Origin of the sequence: Streptomyces sp. NPDC020747 (genome assembly GCF_044334695.1) — a bacterium.
GTDB lineage: Bacteria > Actinomycetota > Actinomycetes > Streptomycetales > Streptomycetaceae > Streptomyces.
In genome coordinates this window covers 1-18,890 of sequence record NZ_JBIRTJ010000010.1, presented here as the reverse complement: position 1 = coordinate 18,890, position 18,890 = coordinate 1, and the positions used below count along the sequence as shown (strand labels likewise).

The window sequence follows — 18,890 nt, the reverse complement described above, 5'->3', positions numbered from 1 at the left end:
CCCCTGCCGCCCCCACATGCGCCCGGGACGCCCCAGGCGCAAGCTGGTGGAACAAGGACCCCGACGGCCTCTCTGGGCACAGAACCGCCGCCGTCCCTCCGCCGCGCGACGAAGTACGCGCCAGAAGGAGGCCGAGATGACGACCGCGCACCACACCCCCACCCCCACTCCCACCCCCGACCTCTTCGCCCTCTCGGCCATCCGGGGCCCGGTCCTGAGACCCGACGACGCCGCCTACACGGCGGAGGTGACGGGCTTCAACCTCGCGCAGCGCCACACGCCGGACATAGTGATCGGGGCGACGGGAACGGACGACATCGTCGCGGCACTCCGCTGGGCGACAGCGACAGGCACCCCCGTCTCGGTCCAGGCGACGGGCCACGGCGCGAACTTCCCGATCGACGACGGCCTGTTGATCAACACCAGCCGCATGACCGACGTACGGATCGACCCGGCCGAACGCACCGCGACGGTGTCCGCCGGAGCGAAATGGCGGGACGTCCTGGAGGCGGCCGCGCCCCACGGCCTGGCCGCGCTCAACGGCTCGTCGACCGACGTGGGCGTGATCGGCTACACGCTGGGCGGCGGCCTGCCGGTCCTCGGCCGAACGTACGGCTACGCATCCGACCTGGTCCGCTCCTTCCAGGTGGTGACCCCCGACGGAGTCCTGCACGAGACAGACGCGACCCACGAGCCCGACCTCTTCCGGGCCCTGCGCGGCGGCAAGGGCAACGTAGGCGTCGTAACGTCCCTGGTCACCGACCTGCTCCCGCTCACCCGCATCCTCGGCGGCGCGATCTACTGCGCGGGCAAGGACGCGGAGGCCCTCCTCCAGGCCTACGCGAACTGGACACCAACCCTCCCCCCAGAGATGTGCACGGCATTCAGCCTGCTCCGCCTCCCCCCGCTCCCCCAGATCCCGGAACCGCTGCGAGGCGGCTTCTGGGCCCGAGTGGCAGTGGCGTGGACAGGCGACCCATCACAGGGAAACGACCTCCTGACCCCCATCCGCGAGGCAGCCCCAGCCGTAATCGACACCATCGCCGCGATGGACTACACGGCGGTGGACGAGATCTACGCGGAACCCGAGGACCCACTCCCCGCCCGCGAATCGTGCGCCCTGCTCCACGACCTCACCCCCGAGGCCGTCCGGACGTTCCTCGACCAGGTGGGCCCGACAGCAACGGACTGCCCCCTCCTCCTGGTCGAACTCCGCCACATGGGAGCCGCACTGTCCCGCCCGGCAGCCGTACAGGACGCGGTCTGCGCCAGAGACGCCACGTACTTCCTGGAATCGGTGGCAATCCTGCCCGACCCAAAAACGGCACAGGCAGTAGAGCAGGCCACAACAGCCCTGCAGCAGGCCATGGCCCCCTACGGCACGGGCCACACCATGGTCAACATCCACGGCACCCCCGGAAACGAGGCGGACCGAGCCCGAGCCTGGACCCCGGAGGTCTACGAACACCTCCAACAGACCAAGGCCACCCACGACCCGGCCAACCTGCTCCGCTACGGCCACGCAATACCCCCGGCGGCATAAAACGAGAGCCGAACCGAACCGCAGCCAAGTACGCAAAGGAGCGGGCCGTGCCGGTACGTCGAAAGCCCGCCGCGTAGGGCTCCTCCCGTAGCCGGGACCCTAGGAACCGCAGCCGTACACCCGGAAGCGGCGGGCTCGACGTACCGGCACGGCCCGCGCCCCACGAACAACGCAACGCACACCGCACCGCACCGCACACGACAACGCGCCGCACTCCCCAAGGGACCGCGACGCGCTGCCACACACCTACTTCGACTACGTCGACTACGTAGTACGCCGCCGCCGAGACCCCGGCCGCCGCTCACTGGGCCGAGTAACAGGATCCCCGGCCTCAAGCGCCGCGGCCCGCCGCCGAAGCCCGAAGTCCGCCAACGCCTCGGCCAGCCGATGCACGGACGGCTCCGGAGCCATGACATCGACCCGCAGCCCATGCTCCTCGGCGGTCTTGGCCGTGGCGGGCCCGATACAGGCGATGACGGTCACGTTGTGAGGCTTCCCGGCGATACCCACGAGATTCCGCACCGTCGAGGACGAGGTAAAGAGAACGGCGTCGAAGCCACCCCCCTTGATCGCCTCCCGAGTCTCCGCAGGCGGAGGCGAGGCCCGCACGGTCCGATAGGCGGTGACGTCATCGACCTCCCACCCGAGCTCGATCAGCCCGGCGACCAACGTCTCCGTGGCGATATCGGCCCGAGGCAGAAACACCCGGTCGATCGGATCAAAAACGGGATCGTAGGGAGGCCAGTCCTCCAGCAACCCGGCAGCCGACTGCTCCCCACTGGGCACCAGATCCGGCTTCACCCCAAAGGCGACCAACGCCTTGGCGGTCTGCTCCCCCACCGCGGCGACCTTGATCCCGGCAAAAGCCCGAGCATCGAGCCCGTACTCCTCGAACTTCTCCCGCACGGCCTTGACCGCGTTCACCGACGTGAAGGCGATCCACTCGTACCGCCCGGTCACAAGCCCCTTGACGGCCCGCTCCATCTGCTGAGGCGTCCGCGGCGGCTCGACGGCGATCGTCGGCACCTCGTGCGGCACGGCCCCGTACGACCGCAGCTGGTCGGAGAGCGAAGCCGCCTGCTCCTTCGTACGCGGCACGAGCACCTTCCAGCCGAACAGCGGCTTGGACTCGAACCACGACAACTGGTCGCGCTGGGCGGCGGCGGAACGCTCACCGACCACGGCTATCACCGGCCGCCCGCCATCGGGCGAGGGCAGCGCCTTGGCCTGCTTCAGCGTCTGCGCGATGGTCCCGAGCGTCGCGGCCCAGGTCCGCTGACGCGTGGTCGTACCGCCGACCGTCACGGTCATGGGCGTATCGGGCTTGCGCCCGGCGGCCACGAGTTCCCCCGCGGCCGCACCCACGGATTCGAGGGTCGCCGAGACGACAACGGTCCCGTCGGACGCCCCGACCTCGGTCCAGCAACGCCCGGACGCGGTACGGGCGTCGACGAACCGCACGTCCGCGCCCTGGGCGTCCCGCAACGGAACACCCGCGTACGCGGGCACTCCGACAGCGGCGGCGACACCGGGCACGACCTCGAAGGGCACACCCGCGGCGGCGCAGGCGAGCATCTCCTCGGCGGCGTACGCGTCGAGCCCGGGGTCGCCCGAGACGGCACGGACGACCCGCCTGCCACCGCGCGCGGCCTCCATGACAATATTGGCCGCGTCCTTCGACGCGGGGACGCCAGAGGTAGTTGACGTGCCGTCAACTACCGTCAGCTGAGGCGTGTCCGGGCTCGCCCCCGTTTCGGTGTCGAGCACGGTGACGTTTCGTCTGGCGTGCGTGCGGACGACGTCGATCACTTCGGGTTCGGCGACCAGGACATCCGCGTTCGCCAGCGCCTCGACGGCGCGCAGAGTCAGCAGTCCCGGATCCCCGGGTCCGGCACCGAGAAAGGTGACGTGCCCGTGTTCGAGGCCGGCGGGAAGGGTGGTGGGGCTCAATGTGCTCGCTCCCCCATCAGACCGGCCGCGCCCTTGGCAAGCATCTCGGCGGCGAGTTCACGGCCGAGCGCCATTGCTTGGTCATGTGTCTCGGGCACGGGACCGGTGGTGGACAACTGCACCAGCGTCGAGCCGTCGGTCGTGCCGACGACGCCGCGCAGGCGCATTTCCTTGACAATCTGCCCGTCGGCCAGAAGGTCGGCGAGCGCACCCACAGGTGCACTGCAGCCGGCCTCCAGGGCGGCGAGCAGGGACCGTTCGGCGGTCACGGCGGCCCGGGTGAACGGGTCGTCGAGCTCGCCGAGCGCAGCGACGAGGTCCGCGTTGTCCGCGGCACACTCGATCGCGAGGGCCCCCTGGCCGGGGGCGGGCAAAACTGTGTCGACGGGCAGGAAGTCGGTCACTTCCTCAATCCGTCCGATCCGCTTCATTCCAGCCGCAGCAAGCACGACACCATCGAGCTCACCACTGCGCACGTACCCGATCCGCGTATCGACGTTCCCACGGACCGGAACGGTCTCGATCGTCGTCCCGTGGTCGCGCGCGTACGCGTTCAACTGGGCCATGCGACGCGGCGAGCCGGTGCCGAGCCGCGCCCCGTCGGGCAGTTGCGCGAAGGTGCGCCCGTCGCGGGCGATCAGCACATCGCGCGGGTCCTCGCGCACCGGCACCGCGGCCAGCACCAGGTCGTCGGGCTGCGCGGTCGGCAGGTCCTTGAGGGAGTGGACGGCGAAGTCGACCTCACCGCTCAGGAGCGCGTCGCGCAGGGCGGTCACGAAGACCCCCGTACCGCCGATCTGCGCGAGCTGCTCGCGGGACGTGTCCCCGTAGGTCGTGATCTCCACAAGCTCGACGGATCGCCCTGTCACCTGGCTCACGGCATCCGCCACCTGCCGGGACTGGGCCATGGCGAGTTTGCTTCGCCTCGTCCCCAGTCTCAGTGCTTGCCCATTCATGCTCGCCCTCGGTTCTCGGCGCTCTCGAAGTTGTTGCTGTCAAAGTTCTCGCGGCCGAAGTCCAGGCCGCCGAAAGCAGCGCTGTCTCCGTTCCGACTGCTGCCGTCGAGGCTGCTGTCGTCCGGGCTGTTGCCATCGGCCCGGGAGACGGCGGCGACCGTCTCGGGTTCCAGGTCGAACAGGGTCCGCAGCGCGTCCGCGTACCCTGCACCGCCGGGCTCGGCGGCCAGTTGCTTGACCCGTACGGTCGGCGCGTGCAGGAGCTTGTCCACGACGCGTCGCACGGTCTGGGTGATCTCGCCGCGCTGCTTGTCGTCGAGGCCGGGCAGCCGGCCGTCGAGCCGGGCGATCTCGCTCGCCACGACGTCGGCGGCCATGGCGCGCAGCGCCACGACGGTGGGCGTGATGTGCGCGGCCCGCTGAGCGGCGTCGAAGGCGGCGACCTCGTCGGAGACGATCCGCCGCACCTGGTCCACGTCGGCGGCCATCGGGGCGTCCGCGGAGGCCTCGGCGAGGGACTCGATGTCCACCAGCCGCACGCCGAGCAGCCGGTGCGCGGCCGCGTCGATGTCGCGGGGCATGGCGAGGTCGAGCAGGGAGAGTACGGGCAGCGGCCGGGGCACCTCGGCGACGGGCTCGGGCCGACGCCGCTCGGGCACCCGCCCGAGGGTGGCCGCGGCGGCGGCGAGGGCGGCGACGGCCTCGGTGTCGATCTCGGGCGTACGGCGGCCCTCGCGACGGTCGACGGTCCCGTTGTCGACCCAGGCGGCGTGCTGTTCCAGGGTGGCCGCGTCCATGCCGGCCACCGCGGCCTCCCCCATGACGGAGAAGCCGGTGGAACCCTGCACGGCAGCGCCCTGCACGGCGGACAGGTCGAGCGGACAGCCGTCCTCGCTGCCGACGCTGGTGGGCGGCAGACCGGACCGTACGGAGCCGGAGTCGGCGGCGCGCTCCACGGCGGGCGCGCCCGTGCGTCCCTCGACGGCCTCGGCCACCAGGTCCGCCGTCAGCACCAGCCCGGTCGCGCCGGTGCAGGACACGACGACATCGGCACGTGTCAGCTCGTCCGGCACCGATTCCATCGGTACCGCGCGGGCCAGCACGTCCGGATCGTCCCGCTCCGCGGGGCTTTGTCCGTACTGTTCGGCGAGCAGGGCCGCGAGGCGCTCCGCCCGGTCGAACGTCCGGTTGGCGACGACCAGCTCGGCCACCCCGGCCCGCGCGAGCGTCGCCGCGGCGAGCGAGGACATGGAGCCCGCGCCGATCACGAGGGCCCGCTTGCCCTTGAGCCAGGCGTCGGCCGGGGCGCCGGACGACAGCTGCTCCAGGCCGAAGGTCACCAGGGACTGCCCGGCCCGGTCGATGCCGGTCTCGGAGTGGGCGCGCTTGCCGACCCGCAGCGCCTGCTGGAAGAGGTCGTTCAGCAGCCGCCCGGCCGTGTGCAGTTCCTGCGCGGTGGCGAGGGCGTCCTTGATCTGGCCGAGGATCTGCCCCTCGCCGACGACCATCGAGTCGAGCCCGCAGGCCACCGAGAAGAAGTGGTGGACGGCCCGGTCCTCGTAGTGCACGTACAGATAAGGGGTGAGCTCTTCGAGGCCGACGCCGCTGTGCTGCGCGAGCAGCGTGGAGAGCTCGGCGACGCCCGCGTGGAACTTGTCCACGTCGGCGTAGAGCTCGATCCGGTTGCAGGTGGCGAGCACCGCGGCCTCGGCGGCCGGCTCGGCGGCGACCGTGTCCTGGAGCAGCTTGATCTGGGCGTCCGCGGACAGCGCGGCCCGCTCCAGGACGCTGACCGGAGCGCTGCGGTGGCTCAGCCCGACGACAAGAAGACTCATGCCGGCATCACGGCGGGGACATCCCCGTCGGGCCCTTTCCCGGCCTCCTTGGCCGCGGCGGCCGCCTCGGCCTCCGCCTCCAGAGCGGCCCCGGCCTGCGCCTCGGCCTCCTCGCCGGCCTTGCGCTGCTCGTGGAAGGCGAGGATCTGCAGCTCGATGGAGAGATCGACCTTGCGTACGTCGACACCGTCGGGGACGGTCAGCACGGTCGGCGCGAAGTTCAGAATGGAGGTCACACCGGCGGCGACGAGCCGGTCGCAGACCTGCTGGGCGGCACCGGCGGGGGTGGCGATGACACCGATCGACACGCCGTTGTCGTCGATGATCTTTTCCAGCTCGTCGGTGTGCTGCACGGGGATCCCGGCGACGGGCTTGCCCGCCATCTCGGGATCGGCGTCGATCAGCGCCGCGACACGGAACCCGCGCGAGGCGAACCCGCCGTAGTTGGCCAGCGCCGCGCCGAGGTTACCGATACCGACGATCACGACCGGCCAGTCCTGGGTGAGGCCGAGTTCGCGGGAGATCTGGTAGACGAGGTACTCGACGTCATAGCCCACACCGCGCGTCCCGTACGACCCGAGGTACGAGAAGTCCTTGCGCAGCTTGGCGGAGTTGACCCCCGCCGCGGCCGCGAGTTCCTCGGAGGAGACCGTGGGTACCGAGCGCTCCGACAGAGCGGTGAGGGCTCGGAGGTACAGCGGAAGCCTGGCGACGGTGGCCTCGGGAATCCCTCGGCTGCGGGTCGCCGGTCGGTGAGTTCGGCCAGTTGCCACGGTGCTCCTGCGGGTAGCGCGGGGCTTCAGGCGGTCGCACGTACCTAGACCGCCCCGTCGAATGCAGGCTATGTCTTTGTGAACGCGTGCACAAAGATGGTGTCCGATTTGCCCGGGCAACGTGACCGGGGTCACGCGCCCCCGGCGCACCCGTACGGAACCGGCGCACACGCACCTTCGTTCCTCACTTGTTGGGGGCAAAACCGCACACTCTCCTCTACGATCCCCGCCCCCGAGTCCGAACCGCGCTCGATCCTAAGTGACTTTCCGGCCCACTTGGACGCCTCGGTCAGGCCACGGTTCCATTACTCCGCCCCATCGGCTACGCCTTGAGCGCCCTGCGCAGCCGCTCCTCGTCCACCCGCCAGAACGTGTGCTGGGCCCCGTCCACCAGCACCACGGGGATCTGCTCCCAGTACTCGCGGTGCAGTTCCTCGTCCTGGGTGATGTCCTTCTTCTCCCACGGGACCCCGAGATCGGCGCAGACCTTCTCCACAACTCCCTGTGCGTCTTCGCACAAATGGCAGCCGGGCTTCCCGATCAACGTGACCAGCCGCTCCCGCGACACCTTGTTCTCCGCCCGACGCTCCGCACGCCGAAAAATGGACCTCATACGAGCCATTCTCCCGCAGTTCCCCCTGTCTCTTCAGGGGCGCGGGCTGTGACATCGCGCGGCTCCGCGTCCCGAAGCGATGAGTTCTTTAACGACACGGTCGCGGAGAGTTCACAGCCTCCGAACCTCCCGACTCCGGAACCACCGAACAAACTGGCTATGCTCACGCCATGGCCGCTCTCGGATGGCTCACCCCCCGTAGGCGCTCCGCCACCGCGCGGAGCGTGCTGGCAGGCGAGGCCTCGGCCGAGGCTGCGCGCAAGTCCTCCCAGGAACTGGAGGAGCTCGCGCCCGAAGCCACGCCCGAAGGCACCGAACCGGACTTCCCGGTGATCGGCGACGACAAGGCCGCCGCGTTCTTCGACCTCGACAACACCGTGATGCAGGGCGCCGCGATCTTCCACTTCGGCCGCGGCCTCTACAAGCGCAAGTTCTTCGAGTCCCGCGACCTCTACCGGTTCGCCTGGCAGCAGGCCTGGTTCCGGCTGGCCGGCGTCGAGGATCCCGAACACATGCAGGACGCCCGCGACTCGGCGCTGTCCATCGTGAAGGGCCACCGCGTCTCCGAGCTGATGTCGATCGGCGAGGAGATCTACGACGAGTACATGGCCGAGCGCATCTGGCCCGGCACCCGCGCACTCGCCGAGGCCCACCTGGACGCGGGCCAGAAGGTGTGGTTGGTCACGGCGGCGCCCGTCGAGATCGCCACGGTGATCGCCCGCCGCCTGGGCCTGACCGGCGCGCTCGGCACGGTCGCCGAGTCGGTCGACGGCGTCTACACCGGCAAGCTCGTCGGCGAACCGCTGCACGGCCCCGCGAAGGCGGAGGCGGTACGCGCCCTGGCCGCGGCGGAGGGCCTGGACCTCGGCCGCTGCGCCGCGTACAGCGACTCCCACAACGACATCCCGATGCTCTCGCTCGTCGGGCATCCGTACGCGATCAACCCGGACGCCAAGCTCCGCAAGCACGCCCGCAGGCTCGACTGGCGGCTGCGCGACTACCGCACGGGCCGCAAGGCGGCGAAGGTCGGCATTCCCGCGGCGGCGGGCGTCGGCGCGGTCGCGGGCGGCACGGCCGCGGCGATCGCCCTGCACCGCCGCCGTCGCTGACGCCGTCACCCACACGCTTCGAACACCCGCTGAGCTGCGGCCCCGCACACCGACATGCGGGCAATCGTGCTGTCCTACCCGCGCAGAGCCCCCGCCAGTCCCGTTAACGGCACCCGGCCACAACACGCCCCGGACTCAGACGGAACACGGACCAAAGCGATCAACAACCGGTCACTGTCCGACACTTGATCAGGCGTCATTCGGTTACAGAAGCGACGTAATCGATGATTTGAGCAACTGGGTGTAGCACTGCCTGTACGAAGCGTTATTCTCCTCAGACGCATGACGGGCCCCGCTCTTCGCTACGACGGGTGAACGGTCCGGTACTGCACGTGATGGAAGCTCTGCCTCTGGGAGTCCCGTGTACCCACACGTCGGGGTTGACGCCTCGGGCCTGGCTACGCTGCGCGCAACGGTCATCGACCGCCTGCGCGGCTTCGTCCCCACCGCGTACGCCGTCCCCGCCCTCGCTGTCTCCGTCGCGCCCGTCGGCCCGTGCTACGCACTGGCGGACGGCAGCGCGGCGGTGGGCAGACGAGGTCGTTCGAGCGCGTCGGCCACCACCGCACGCCGCCCGGCCGCAGACAGTGACAGCGCCCGGATGATGGACCTCGTGGAGCGCGCACAGGCCGGTGAGGCCGAGGCCTTCGGCCGGCTCTACGACCAGTACAGCGACACTGTGTACCGCTATATCTATTACCGCGTCGGCGGGAAGGCGACCGCGGAAGACCTCACAAGCGAGACGTTCCTGCGCGCCCTGCGCCGCATCGGCACGTTCACCTGGCAGGGCCGTGACTTCGGCGCCTGGCTCGTCACCATCGCCCGCAACCTCGTCGCGGACCACTTCAAGTCGAGCCGCTTCCGGCTCGAAGTGACCACCGGCGAGATGCTCGACGCCAACGAGGTCGAGCGCTCCCCCGAGGACTCCGTCCTGGAGTCCCTCTCGAACGCGGCGCTGCTGGATGCCGTCCGCCGCCTCAACCCGCAGCAGCAGGAATGCGTGACCCTGCGCTTCCTCCAGGGCCTCTCGGTCGCCGAGACCGCCCGCGTGATGGGCAAGAACGAGGGCGCGATCAAGACCCTCCAGTACCGGGCGGTGCGCACACTGGCCCGGCTCCTCCCGGAAGACGCCCGCTGAGACCCCGTACACGGCGGGCCCTGCCCCGCCTCCTCTCCGTACGACTCCGTATGACTCCATACGCTCAGCGATGCCCAACTCACCGTCCGTGAAAGTCCGTTGACTTCGCGGTCCGATCATCCGTCGTCCGTAACCCAAGTGCCGAGCCGCTCGTTGTGCGGGATACAGGCTCCCTGTGGTCACACCCTGGCCGTCTTCGGCCACTCGATCGAGTGGTCGTGGTCAGGGTGTGCAACCCTCAGGACCCCCTGGGGAGTCGACCGTGATGACGAGAGGAGGTGCCGCCAGTGATCGCGAACGTATCGGCGCACCGGCGGGCGAACGCCTTCGCCCAGGCCCTGGATGAGCAGCCCGACCGGGGCACGGCGGCCGAGCAGTCCGAAGGCCCTGCTCCGGCCACCGTGGACCGGCCCGAGCAGGGCCGGATGCTGTCCCTGGCGACCGGCCTCGGCGAACTGCCCAAACCGGAGCTGGACCCCGAGGTCAAGGTCGTCCAGCGCGCCCAGCTGGTGGCCGCGATGGAGGCCATGCTCCAGGAGGGCACGGCCGCGGGAGGCGGGGCGGCGGACCCTTCGGTGCCCGAGCAGCGGTCCCACCGGGGCCGGGGCGCGCACCGGGCGACCGGGCTGGGGAAATTGCGACCGCGTTCCCGGCTGTCGAAGGGGCTCGCCGCGGGCGGGCTCACCGTCGGTGTGGCCGCCGGAGCCTTCAGCGGTGTCGCCGCTGCCAGTTCCGACGCCCTGCCCGGTGACTCGCTCTACGGGCTCAAGCGCGGCATGGAGGACCTCAAGCTGGGCATGGCCGACGGCGAGGGCGACCGCGGCCGGCTCTACCTCGACCAGGCCTCCACCCGGCTGAGCGAGGCACGCCGCCTGATGGAGCGCGGCCGCTCGGGGCCCCTCGACCACGAGTCCCTGGGCGAGATCCGGCGTGCGCTGTCCGGCATGCAGCACGACGCATCCGAGGGCCACCGCCTGTTGCACGAGGCCTATGAGCGGGACCCGGACTCCCTGGGCCCCATCCAGGCCCTCTCCGCCTTCTCCCAGTCGCACCGCGAGGCGTGGGGCGCCCTGCGCGACCGGCTGCCCGTGCAGCTCGGCGACGTCAGCCGCCAGGTCAGCTCGGTCTTCGACGCCATAGACGAAGAGGTCGAACCGCTGCGCTCGCTGCTCCCGCAGCCGCCTTCCCCGGAGGGCACCGGCCGCCACCGCGGCGCGAGTTCGGACGCCACCGGCTCGTCCCGTACGGACCGGCCGGCCGCCCCCAGCGCCACCGGCGGCGGCTCCTCCGACGGCACCGGCTCCAGCAGCGGCAACCCCAAGCCGTCCACCTCCAAGACCCAGGACGACGGCCTGCTCGGCGGCAACACCGGCGGCCTCCTGGACCCGCCCGAGGACGAGACCAGCCCGTCCCCGTCCGGCAAGGACACCCCACCGACAGAGCCGGACGTGACCCTGCCACCCCTCCTCCCGGGCCTGCTCCCGGGCCTGGGAATCGACGGCGAGGACGCGAACTAGCTTCTTCGGATACGTCGGTGGGGGCGCCCCTTTCCACAAGGGGCGCCCCCACCGACGTATCCAGGAGTCCTAGGCGTATCCAGGACCGTTAGAAGAACACCGACCGCCGCTGCACCAGCAGCTTGTAGAGGGTGTGCTGGATCTGCTCCCTCACCTGGTCCGTGAGGTTGAACATCAGCATCGGGTCCTCCGCCGCCTCCGGCGGGTAGCCGTCGGTCGGGATCGGTTCGCCGAACTGGATCGTCCACTTCGTGGGGAGCGGGACTCCGCCGAGCGGGCCCAGCCACGGGAAGGTGGGCGTGATCGGGAAGTACGGGAAGCCGAGGAGACGGGCCAGCGTCTTGGAGTTGCCGATCATCGGGTAGATCTCCTCCGCGCCCACGATGGAGCACGGGATGATCGGGGTGCCCTGGCGCAACGCCGTCGACACGAAGCCGCCGCGGCCGAAGCGCTGGAGCTTGTAGCGCTCGCTGAACGGCTTGCCGATGCCCTTGAAGCCCTCCGGCATCACGCCCACCAGTTCGCCGCGCTCCAGGAGCCGTTCGGCGTCCTCCGCGCAGGCCAGGGTGTGACCGGCCTTGCGGGCCAGCTCGTTGACCACCGGCAGCATGAAGACCAGGTCGGCCGCGAGAAGCCGCAGATGACGGCCGCCGGGGTGGTTGTCGTGGACGGCGACCTGCATCATCAGGCCGTCCAGCGGCAACGTCCCGGAGTGGTTGGCGACGATCAGCGCCCCGCCCTCCGACGGGATGTTCTCGATGCCCTTCACCTCGACGCGGAAGTACTTCTCGTAGAGGGGCCGCAGCATCGACATCAGGACCTGGTCGGTGAGCTCCTGGTCGTAACCGAAGTCGTCGACCTCGTACTCACCCGTCAGTCGCCGCCGCAGGAAGGACAGGCCGCCGGCGATGCGCCGGTCCCAGCCATTCTCCTGCGGCTTCTCCACAGCAGCCGGTTCCTCGCGCGTCACGGGAACATCATCCTGCGGAATCGTTCGTGCGGGCAGGGGCTGGACCTCACGAACCACCACGGGCTCGCCCTTGCGCCTGCTCCCCGCACCCCGGCGCCGCGGCGGCCGCTGTACGGCACTCCCGCGGGACCGGTCGTCGTCGAACGGAATGACCTTGGCGTCCGCCATCGTTGATGCGCTCCTCAGTTGGCGCTCTGCGTCGGGAGGTGGCCACCGCCGAGTACAGGCAGTGCGGCGATCCGGTCGACGGCCCCCGCGAGGGCCTCGGGGGGTAGGAGTCCGGGCCCCCGGCTGCGTGCGAAGTCCGCGAAGGTCTCCGCGGTCGTGTACCTGGGACCGTAGCCGAGCGTCTCGCGCATCTGCCGGGTCGCCACGACCCGGCCGTGGGTGAGCAGCCTCAGCTGCTCGGGCGAGAAGTCCGTCATGCCCAGCGTACGCAGCGCCGAGCCCACCCAGCTCACCGCGGGCATCAGCACGGGAACCGTGGGCCGCCCGAGCCGCCGCGCGCACTGCGAGAGCAGCAGGACACCGTCACCGGCGATGTTGAACGTGCCGCTGTTGAGCGTGCCGCGCCGCGGCTCGTGCGAGGCGATCCGCAGCACCTCGATCACGTCGTCCTCGTGCACGAACTGCAGCCGCGGGTCGTAGCCGAGGACGGTCGGCAGCACGGGCAGCGAGAAGTACGCGGCGAGCGGCGAGTCCGCGCTCGGCCCGAGGATGTTCGCGAACCGCAGCACACACACGGCGACGTCGGGCCGGCGCCGGGCGAACCCCCGCACATACCCCTCGACCTCGACCGTGTCCTTCGCGAAGCCGCCGCTGGGCAGCGACTTGGGCGGGGTGGTCTCGGTGAAGACGGCCGGATCGCGCGGCGCCGACCCGTACACGTTCGTACTGGACTTCACGACGAGCCGCTTGACCGTCGGCGACTTCTGGCAGGCGCCCAACAGCTGCATGGTGCCGATGACGTTGGTCTCCTTGACCGTGGTCCGGCTGCCGCCGCCCAACGGGGTGGCCGTCACGTCCAGGTGCACCACCGTGTCCACGGAGTGCTCCGCGAGCACCCTGGCGATGGCGGGCTGCCTTATGTCGGCCCGTACGAAGTCGGCGCCGCCCAGGTGGTGCTCCGGCGGGACCGCGTCCACGGCGACCACCCTGTCCACCTCGGGGTCACGCTGGATCCGTCGTACGAACCGGCCCCCCAGCTGACGGGCCACTCCGGTCACGAGCACGACCTTCCCCAAGATCAGCGCCTTCCTTCCAGCCGTCGACGACATGCTGCTCGTTGTGCCGTTCGTACTCTGCCGTGTTCCCCGTGACGGCCACGTTAGCGGGTCGGTGTTGCGCTGTGATGACCGCCCGATGCACGAAGTGACGGCACCCCCGGACATACGATCAGACCCAGCCATTCGCCGCAGGGTCGTAGGCCCAGACATACGCACAGCGTTCGTCCGGCCGGACACCGCGGCAGAGAATGCAGCGGATACGACTGTGGCCCCCCACCAGCCGGTGGGGGGCCACAGAGCGCACTGTCACAGCGTCGTCGCCCGCCGCTCGCCCTGCTTGTGGCGGGTGACCGCTGTCCGTCGCGACTTACTTCTTGTTGCGACGCTGAACGCGAGTGCGCTTGAGCAGCTTGCGGTGCTTCTTCTTCGCCATCCGCTTGCGCCGCTTCTTGATAACAGAGCCCACGACTACCCTCGCTCACTTCTCTTTACTCGTTGCTGGGCTGCATGGGCCCACACGACTTATGAGGGGCCAGCCTACCCGCCCGAGGGCCGAGGTCGTAATCGAGAGTTCCGGGTGAGACCCCCGGGACGCGATCGAGCCGTCCCGGGACCTCCCCGGACCGCCGTCAGGCTGTCTCCACCCCCACGTAGGACTCGCGAAGGTACTCGTGAACCGCTTGCTCCGGGACGCGGAATGACCTCCCGACCCGGATCGCGGGCAGATGACCGCTGTGCACCAAGCGGTACACGGTCATCTTCGACACTCGCATCACCGAGGCGACTTCCGCCACGGTAAGGAACTGAACCTCGTTCAGAGGCCTCTCGCCAGCAGCCATGACACACCTGAACCTTCCGCACTCGACGGGTCACCGGCTTCCCCTTCCGGTGACACTTCGTCGTTGCGTGCTCACTCCCCAGAGTAGGGGCGTGTGATGCGAGTGGGGAAGAGGAGGGGCCATCGGCGGCCTACTGTGACAGACACGCTCGATTGAGTACATAGCGAGTAAGCGGTCGGTAGTAATCAGACCGCACAGCGTCATCAAGTGGAACGACGACGGACACCCGCCCCTCTGCCTCCCCGACGAACAGCGCGGGATCGTCGGTGTCACCCAGGCCGATGGCCTCGAACCCCAGCTGACCTGCTCCGCAGACCCAGCCGTGGTCTCCCACCACGAGTTCCGGGAGCGGTCCGCCGGCCTCCGCCGCGGCGGCCAGAGCGGTACGAACCGGGAGGGGAGAGTGCGTGTGTGCGCCGGTCTCACGACCGGGGTCGCACGCCCCGGGTTCGCGCACCAGCGCGACTCCTCGTACGTAGTCAAGGTTGTACATGCGTAGACCGAACCGGGTCGTTATGTCGACAGAGTGACCATGCGCGGGGGTGAGGACGGTACACCCCACCGCCGACAGAGCGTCCGCCAACGCGGCGTAGAAACCGATCAGCCGGTGCGGGTGTCCGGTGCCGAGCAGCACCGGGGAACGGTTCCGTGCGGCTTCCGCAAGCCGGGCGGCGAAGGCATCAAGAGCCGCCAAGGTCCGCTCAGGATCGATCACATCAGGACCAGAGGTATGTCCCGGATCGGGCGACACCCCGCACTTGTCCGCCATCAAAGCGATCAGATCCGGTTGTTCCCATGTCCATTCGGGGTCAAGCCCGATCGTCACCCGCGGATCCCGCGCGGCGAACAACCGATAGCTCCTGAGACTCGCCTCCCGCGAGGTGGCCACCGTCCCCGCCAGCCTCGCCGCCAGCAAATGCGCCCGCAACGCTCCACTACTCAACACGCCCCGATGCTGACGCATCCACCCGCCCCTCACCCCCAAAACCCCTGAAACACCCCACAGTTGGCGTAACGGGCTCTATGACGGCAGAGGCGACATGGCCGCCTTCCAGCCCGGTCCGACATATCCAGCCCGTCCGGCGTTTGAGGACGAGCGCGTCAGCGCGATAGCGGGGTCTGGGGGCGCAGCCCCCAGGGACGGGACGGGAAGGGGCGGCGGGGGCGAGAGAAAAGGCCCCCGGCGGAGCCCTACGCCAGCAACCCCCGCAACGGAAACACGGCCCGCCGCGCAGCCAGCACAGCCTGATCAAGACGGTCGGCGGGGTCATACCCCGACTCCCACCCCTGCCACGACACAGGCCACCGCCCATCAGTCATCCGCGCGGGCGCCAACTGCCGCGTACGAGCGAAGACCTCCTGCCGCCACCCCTCAGGAACCACCGTCTCCGGCGCGATCTCCCGTCCCGCCGCGACAGCGACAAGATGCGTCCACGACCGAGGCACCACATCCACCACGGCGTACCCGCCCCCACCAAGAGCGACCCACCGCCCCTCGGCGTACTCGTGGGCCAGCTCATGGCAGGCCACCTGCACAGCCCGCTGCGCATCCAACGACACGGCAAGATGAGCGAGCGGATCCTCGAAGTGCGTATCGGCCCCGTGCTGGGTGACCAGCACCTGCGGCCGGAAGTCCGCGACCAGCTCCGGCACGACGGAGTGGAAGGCCCGCAGCCACCCCGCGTCCCCGGTCCCGGCCGGCAACGCCACGTTCACGGCGGACCCCTCCGCGGACGCGGCCCCGGTCTCCTCCGGCCACCCCGTCTGCGGAAACAGGGTCCGAGGATGCTCGTGCAACGACACGGTCAGCACCCGCGGATCCTCCCAGAACGCGGCCTGCACCCCGTCCCCGTGATGCACGTCCACATCCACGTACACGACCCGCTCGGCCCCGAGCTCCAGCAGCCGGGCAATGGCCAGCGAGGCGTCGTTGTAGATACAGAACCCCGACGCGCCCCCGGGCATCGCGTGGTGCAGCCCGCCCGCGAAGTTCACCGCGTGCAGCGCCTCACCCCGCCACACGGCCTCGGCGGCCCCCACCGACTGCCCGGCGATCAGCGCGGACACCTCGTGCATCCCGGCGAAGGCGGGATCGTCCATGGTCCCCAGCCCGTACGCCCCGTCCGCGGCCCTCGGATCCACAGAGGCGGCCTTGACCGCCTCGATGTAGTCCTCCCGGTGCACAAGCCGCAGGGTCGAGTCCCCGGCGGCCTTGGCCGAGACGACCTCCATCTCCCGGTCGAGCCCGAAGGCATCGACCAGTCGCCGGGTCAACGCCAGCCGGACCGGATCCATCGGGTGATCCGGGCCGAAGTCATAGCCCGTTACTGCCTCGTCCCACATCAGCTGTGCGCGGCCGCTCATGCCCGTCACCGTATCCGGAAGGTCCAGGAGCGAACGACTTGGCGTACACCAGCGTCACCAGCACCAACACCATCGGCACGAGCATGGCCCCCCGATAACTCCACGCATCACCCACAGCCCCCACCAGGGGCGAACCGATCAAGAACCCCACATAGTTGAAGATATTCAGTCGAGCGACGGCCGCGTCCGCAGCCCCTGGGAAGAGCCGTCCGGCGGCCGCGAAGGTCTGCGGCACGATCACGCACAACCCGAACCCCAGCAGCGTGAAGCCGAGCATCCCGACCCAGGCCCCCGGCGCCGCCGCCACCACCGCGAACCCCACCGCCGCGACCACCGCACCGGCCCGCACGACCGTCACGGCCCCGAACCGCCGCACCCCGAAGTCCCCGACGGCCCGCCCGATCAGCGTGGTGACCATATAGACGTTGTACGGAACGGTCGCCAGCTGCTCCGAGCTGCCGAGCACGTCCTGCAGATACTTGGCGCTCCAGTTGGAGACGGTCGAGTCCCCGATGTACGCGACGGCCATCACCAGGCACAGAGGCAGCAGCAACTTGAACCCGACGCCACCGCTACCGCCCTCGCCCTGGCCCTTCGCCTCGGCCTCGGGCCCGCTTCCGTCGACGTACCACCGACTCCCCACGAACGCGGCGGGCAACAGCACGACCACAACCGGCAGATACGACACGAACAACGCCAGATCCCAGTGCGCCCCCACCCACGCGAGCGACGCCCCGACGATCCCGCCCAGACTGAACGCCGCGTGGAACCCGAGCATGATGCTGCGCCCGTACCTGTGCTGGAGGCTGACCCCGAGCATGTTCATGGAGGCGTCGAGCGATCCGACGGCCAGCCCGAAGGCGGCGAGCGACAGCCCGATCGCCCACAGCCCGTCGCCGGCCCCCACCCCGAGCAGCGCCAACAGCACGACCGGCTGCGACCAGCGCAGTACGTGACTGGCCGGCACCCGCTTCACCAGCTGTTCGGTGCAGACACTGCCGACCCCGGCGAGGATCGGCACGGCTGCGAGGAAGGCGGGCAGCAACGCGTCGGATATCCCGTACCGGTCCTGGATCGCGGGTATACGTGTCACGAGCAACGCGAAAGCGACGCCCTGGGCGAAGAAGCTGAATGCCAAAGAAGCCCGGCCACGCCGCAGCACATCTGTCATGGCGGCTCAGCGTAGGGCTCAGGCTTACCCGTGGGTAGACGGTTCAAAGATGAATTTTGTTCAACTCCGGTGCCGGAAGATCAACTTGGCGACCGGAGGGCGTCCAGAGAGCGACCAGGAAGGGCGGCCGGTCAGCTCTGAAGCAGGCCGATCAGCTCCCCCATGTCCCCGAAGAGCCGGTCCGCCCCCGCCAACCGCTCCGCCGGCGTCATCGCCGTGAACCCGTACACGTCCATCCCTGCCGCGACGGCCGCCCGCACTCCCAGCGGACTGTCCTCGACGACAAGGCACTTCTCCGGCGGCACCCCCATGCGCGATGCCGCGTGAAGGAACAGATCCGGCGCCGGCTTCCCCCGCCCCACGTCCTGCGAACTGAAGATCCGCCCGTCGTCGAACCACCGGTCCAACCCGGTCTTCCGGTGCCCCACCCGAATCCGCTCATGACTCCCCGACGACGCCACACAGTACGGAACCCCGTCCGCGGCCAGCTTCTCCAGAACCTCCACGGCCCCCGCCACCGGCTCCAACTCCCGCTCGAAGGCAGCGAACACCCGCGCGTGAAAGACATCATCGAAGTCGGCGGGCAGCCGCTCCCCGGTCCGCTCCTCGACGATGTCGTGTACGCGGTGCATGGCGGCGCCCATGTAGTCGCGCAGGGAGTCCTCGTACGAGGTGGGGTGGCCCAGCTCGGTGAGATAGGCGGCCAGCAACGTATTGGAGATCGGCTCACTGTCCACGAGTACGCCGTCGTTGTCGAAGATCACCAGTTCGTAGCGCATAACAAAGACCCTAAACGCAAGAAAGCCCCCGCACCGAAGTGCGGGGGCTTTCTCATCAAAATTTGTTCGGCGGTGTCCTACTCTCCCACAGGGTCCCCCCTGCAGTA

General features: G+C 69.7%; 17 protein-coding genes. 4 read left to right on the top strand and 13 right to left on the bottom strand.

Going from position 1 to position 18,890, the window contains the following annotated elements; translation table 11 throughout:
• Positions 1 to 136 precede the first annotated feature (136 nt).
• A complete protein-coding gene (locus ACH4YP_RS25240) occupies positions 137 to 1,543 on the top strand; it encodes an FAD-binding oxidoreductase (RefSeq protein WP_398492634.1) in 1,407 nt (468 codons plus the stop codon).
• Between the two features lie 264 nt (positions 1,544 to 1,807).
• Here ACH4YP_RS25240 and ACH4YP_RS25235 read toward each other — a convergent pair whose 3' ends face one another.
• From ACH4YP_RS25235 to ACH4YP_RS25215, 5 genes are all read right to left on the bottom strand, one after another.
• Positions 1,808 to 3,493, bottom strand: a complete 1,686-nt coding sequence (locus tag ACH4YP_RS25235) for a uroporphyrinogen-III synthase (protein ID WP_398492632.1) — start codon at positions 3,491 to 3,493, stop codon at positions 1,808 to 1,810.
• Entirely contained in the window at positions 3,490 to 4,449 is a 960-nt protein-coding gene (gene hemC, locus ACH4YP_RS25230; RefSeq protein ID WP_361063666.1) for a hydroxymethylbilane synthase, read from the bottom strand. The genes ACH4YP_RS25235 and hemC overlap by 4 nt, the downstream gene beginning before the upstream one ends.
• A complete protein-coding gene (locus ACH4YP_RS25225; RefSeq protein ID WP_398492629.1) occupies positions 4,446 to 6,284 on the bottom strand; it encodes a glutamyl-tRNA reductase in 1,839 nt (612 codons plus the stop codon). Before ACH4YP_RS25225 ends, hemC begins: the two co-directional genes overlap by 4 nt.
• Positions 6,281 to 7,057 carry a redox-sensing transcriptional repressor Rex gene (locus ACH4YP_RS25220; RefSeq protein ID WP_361063672.1) on the bottom strand — a complete coding sequence of 259 codons (777 nt, stop codon included), beginning with the start codon at positions 7,055 to 7,057 and terminating at the stop codon, positions 6,281 to 6,283. Before ACH4YP_RS25220 ends, ACH4YP_RS25225 begins: the two co-directional genes overlap by 4 nt.
• 322 nt (positions 7,058 to 7,379) lie before the next feature.
• Positions 7,380 to 7,679, bottom strand: a complete 300-nt coding sequence (locus ACH4YP_RS25215) for a glutaredoxin family protein (RefSeq protein WP_398492627.1) — start codon at positions 7,677 to 7,679, stop codon at positions 7,380 to 7,382.
• Positions 7,680 to 7,840: 161 nt separating this feature from the next.
• On the opposite strand from ACH4YP_RS25215, the gene ACH4YP_RS25210 reads away from it, so the two are divergent.
• The 3 genes from ACH4YP_RS25210 to ACH4YP_RS25200 all read left to right on the top strand — a co-directional run bounded on the left by ACH4YP_RS25210 (position 7,841) and on the right by ACH4YP_RS25200 (position 11,434).
• Positions 7,841 to 8,779 carry an HAD-IB family hydrolase gene (locus ACH4YP_RS25210; protein ID WP_361063678.1) on the top strand — a complete coding sequence of 313 codons (939 nt, stop codon included), beginning with the start codon at positions 7,841 to 7,843 and terminating at the stop codon, positions 8,777 to 8,779.
• 361 nt (positions 8,780 to 9,140) lie between these two features.
• On the top strand, positions 9,141 to 9,917 hold the full coding sequence (locus ACH4YP_RS25205) for an ECF subfamily RNA polymerase sigma factor, BldN family (protein ID WP_361063681.1): 777 nt from the start codon (positions 9,141 to 9,143) through the stop codon (positions 9,915 to 9,917).
• Positions 9,918 to 10,204: 287 nt separating this feature from the next.
• Positions 10,205 to 11,434, top strand: a complete 1,230-nt coding sequence (locus ACH4YP_RS25200) for a DUF5667 domain-containing protein (RefSeq protein WP_398492624.1) — start codon at positions 10,205 to 10,207, stop codon at positions 11,432 to 11,434.
• An 88-nt stretch (positions 11,435 to 11,522) separates the two neighbouring features.
• Here ACH4YP_RS25200 and ACH4YP_RS25195 read toward each other — a convergent pair whose 3' ends face one another.
• The 8 genes from ACH4YP_RS25195 to ACH4YP_RS25160 all read right to left on the bottom strand — a co-directional run bounded on the left by ACH4YP_RS25195 (position 11,523) and on the right by ACH4YP_RS25160 (position 18,783).
• A complete protein-coding gene (locus tag ACH4YP_RS25195) occupies positions 11,523 to 12,572 on the bottom strand; it encodes a lysophospholipid acyltransferase family protein (protein WP_398492622.1) in 1,050 nt (349 codons plus the stop codon).
• A 14-nt stretch (positions 12,573 to 12,586) separates the two neighbouring features.
• Positions 12,587 to 13,648, bottom strand: coding sequence for an NAD-dependent epimerase/dehydratase family protein (locus ACH4YP_RS25190; protein ID WP_143644173.1), 1,062 nt, complete (start codon positions 13,646 to 13,648; stop codon positions 12,587 to 12,589).
• 349 nt (positions 13,649 to 13,997) lie between these two features.
• On the bottom strand, positions 13,998 to 14,096 hold the full coding sequence (locus tag ACH4YP_RS25185; RefSeq protein ID WP_003948845.1) for a 30S ribosomal protein bS22: 99 nt from the start codon (positions 14,094 to 14,096) through the stop codon (positions 13,998 to 14,000).
• A 163-nt stretch (positions 14,097 to 14,259) separates the two neighbouring features.
• Positions 14,260 to 14,469 (bottom strand): helix-turn-helix domain-containing protein, encoded by a 210-nt coding sequence (locus ACH4YP_RS25180; protein ID WP_093781815.1) that lies wholly within the window; start codon positions 14,467 to 14,469, stop codon positions 14,260 to 14,262.
• Between the two features lie 130 nt (positions 14,470 to 14,599).
• Positions 14,600 to 15,415 carry a phosphatase gene (locus ACH4YP_RS25175; protein WP_398492977.1) on the bottom strand — a complete coding sequence of 272 codons (816 nt, stop codon included), beginning with the start codon at positions 15,413 to 15,415 and terminating at the stop codon, positions 14,600 to 14,602.
• 245 nt (positions 15,416 to 15,660) lie between these two features.
• On the bottom strand, positions 15,661 to 16,833 hold the full coding sequence (locus ACH4YP_RS25170) for an acetoin utilization protein AcuC (RefSeq protein WP_361072739.1): 1,173 nt from the start codon (positions 16,831 to 16,833) through the stop codon (positions 15,661 to 15,663).
• On the bottom strand, positions 16,784 to 18,004 hold the full coding sequence (locus ACH4YP_RS25165; RefSeq protein WP_398492620.1) for an MFS transporter: 1,221 nt from the start codon (positions 18,002 to 18,004) through the stop codon (positions 16,784 to 16,786). Before ACH4YP_RS25165 ends, ACH4YP_RS25170 begins: the two co-directional genes overlap by 50 nt.
• Before the next feature lie 131 nt (positions 18,005 to 18,135).
• A complete protein-coding gene (locus ACH4YP_RS25160; RefSeq protein ID WP_361072733.1) occupies positions 18,136 to 18,783 on the bottom strand; it encodes an HAD family hydrolase in 648 nt (215 codons plus the stop codon).
• Between the last annotated feature and the right edge of the window lie 107 nt (positions 18,784 to 18,890).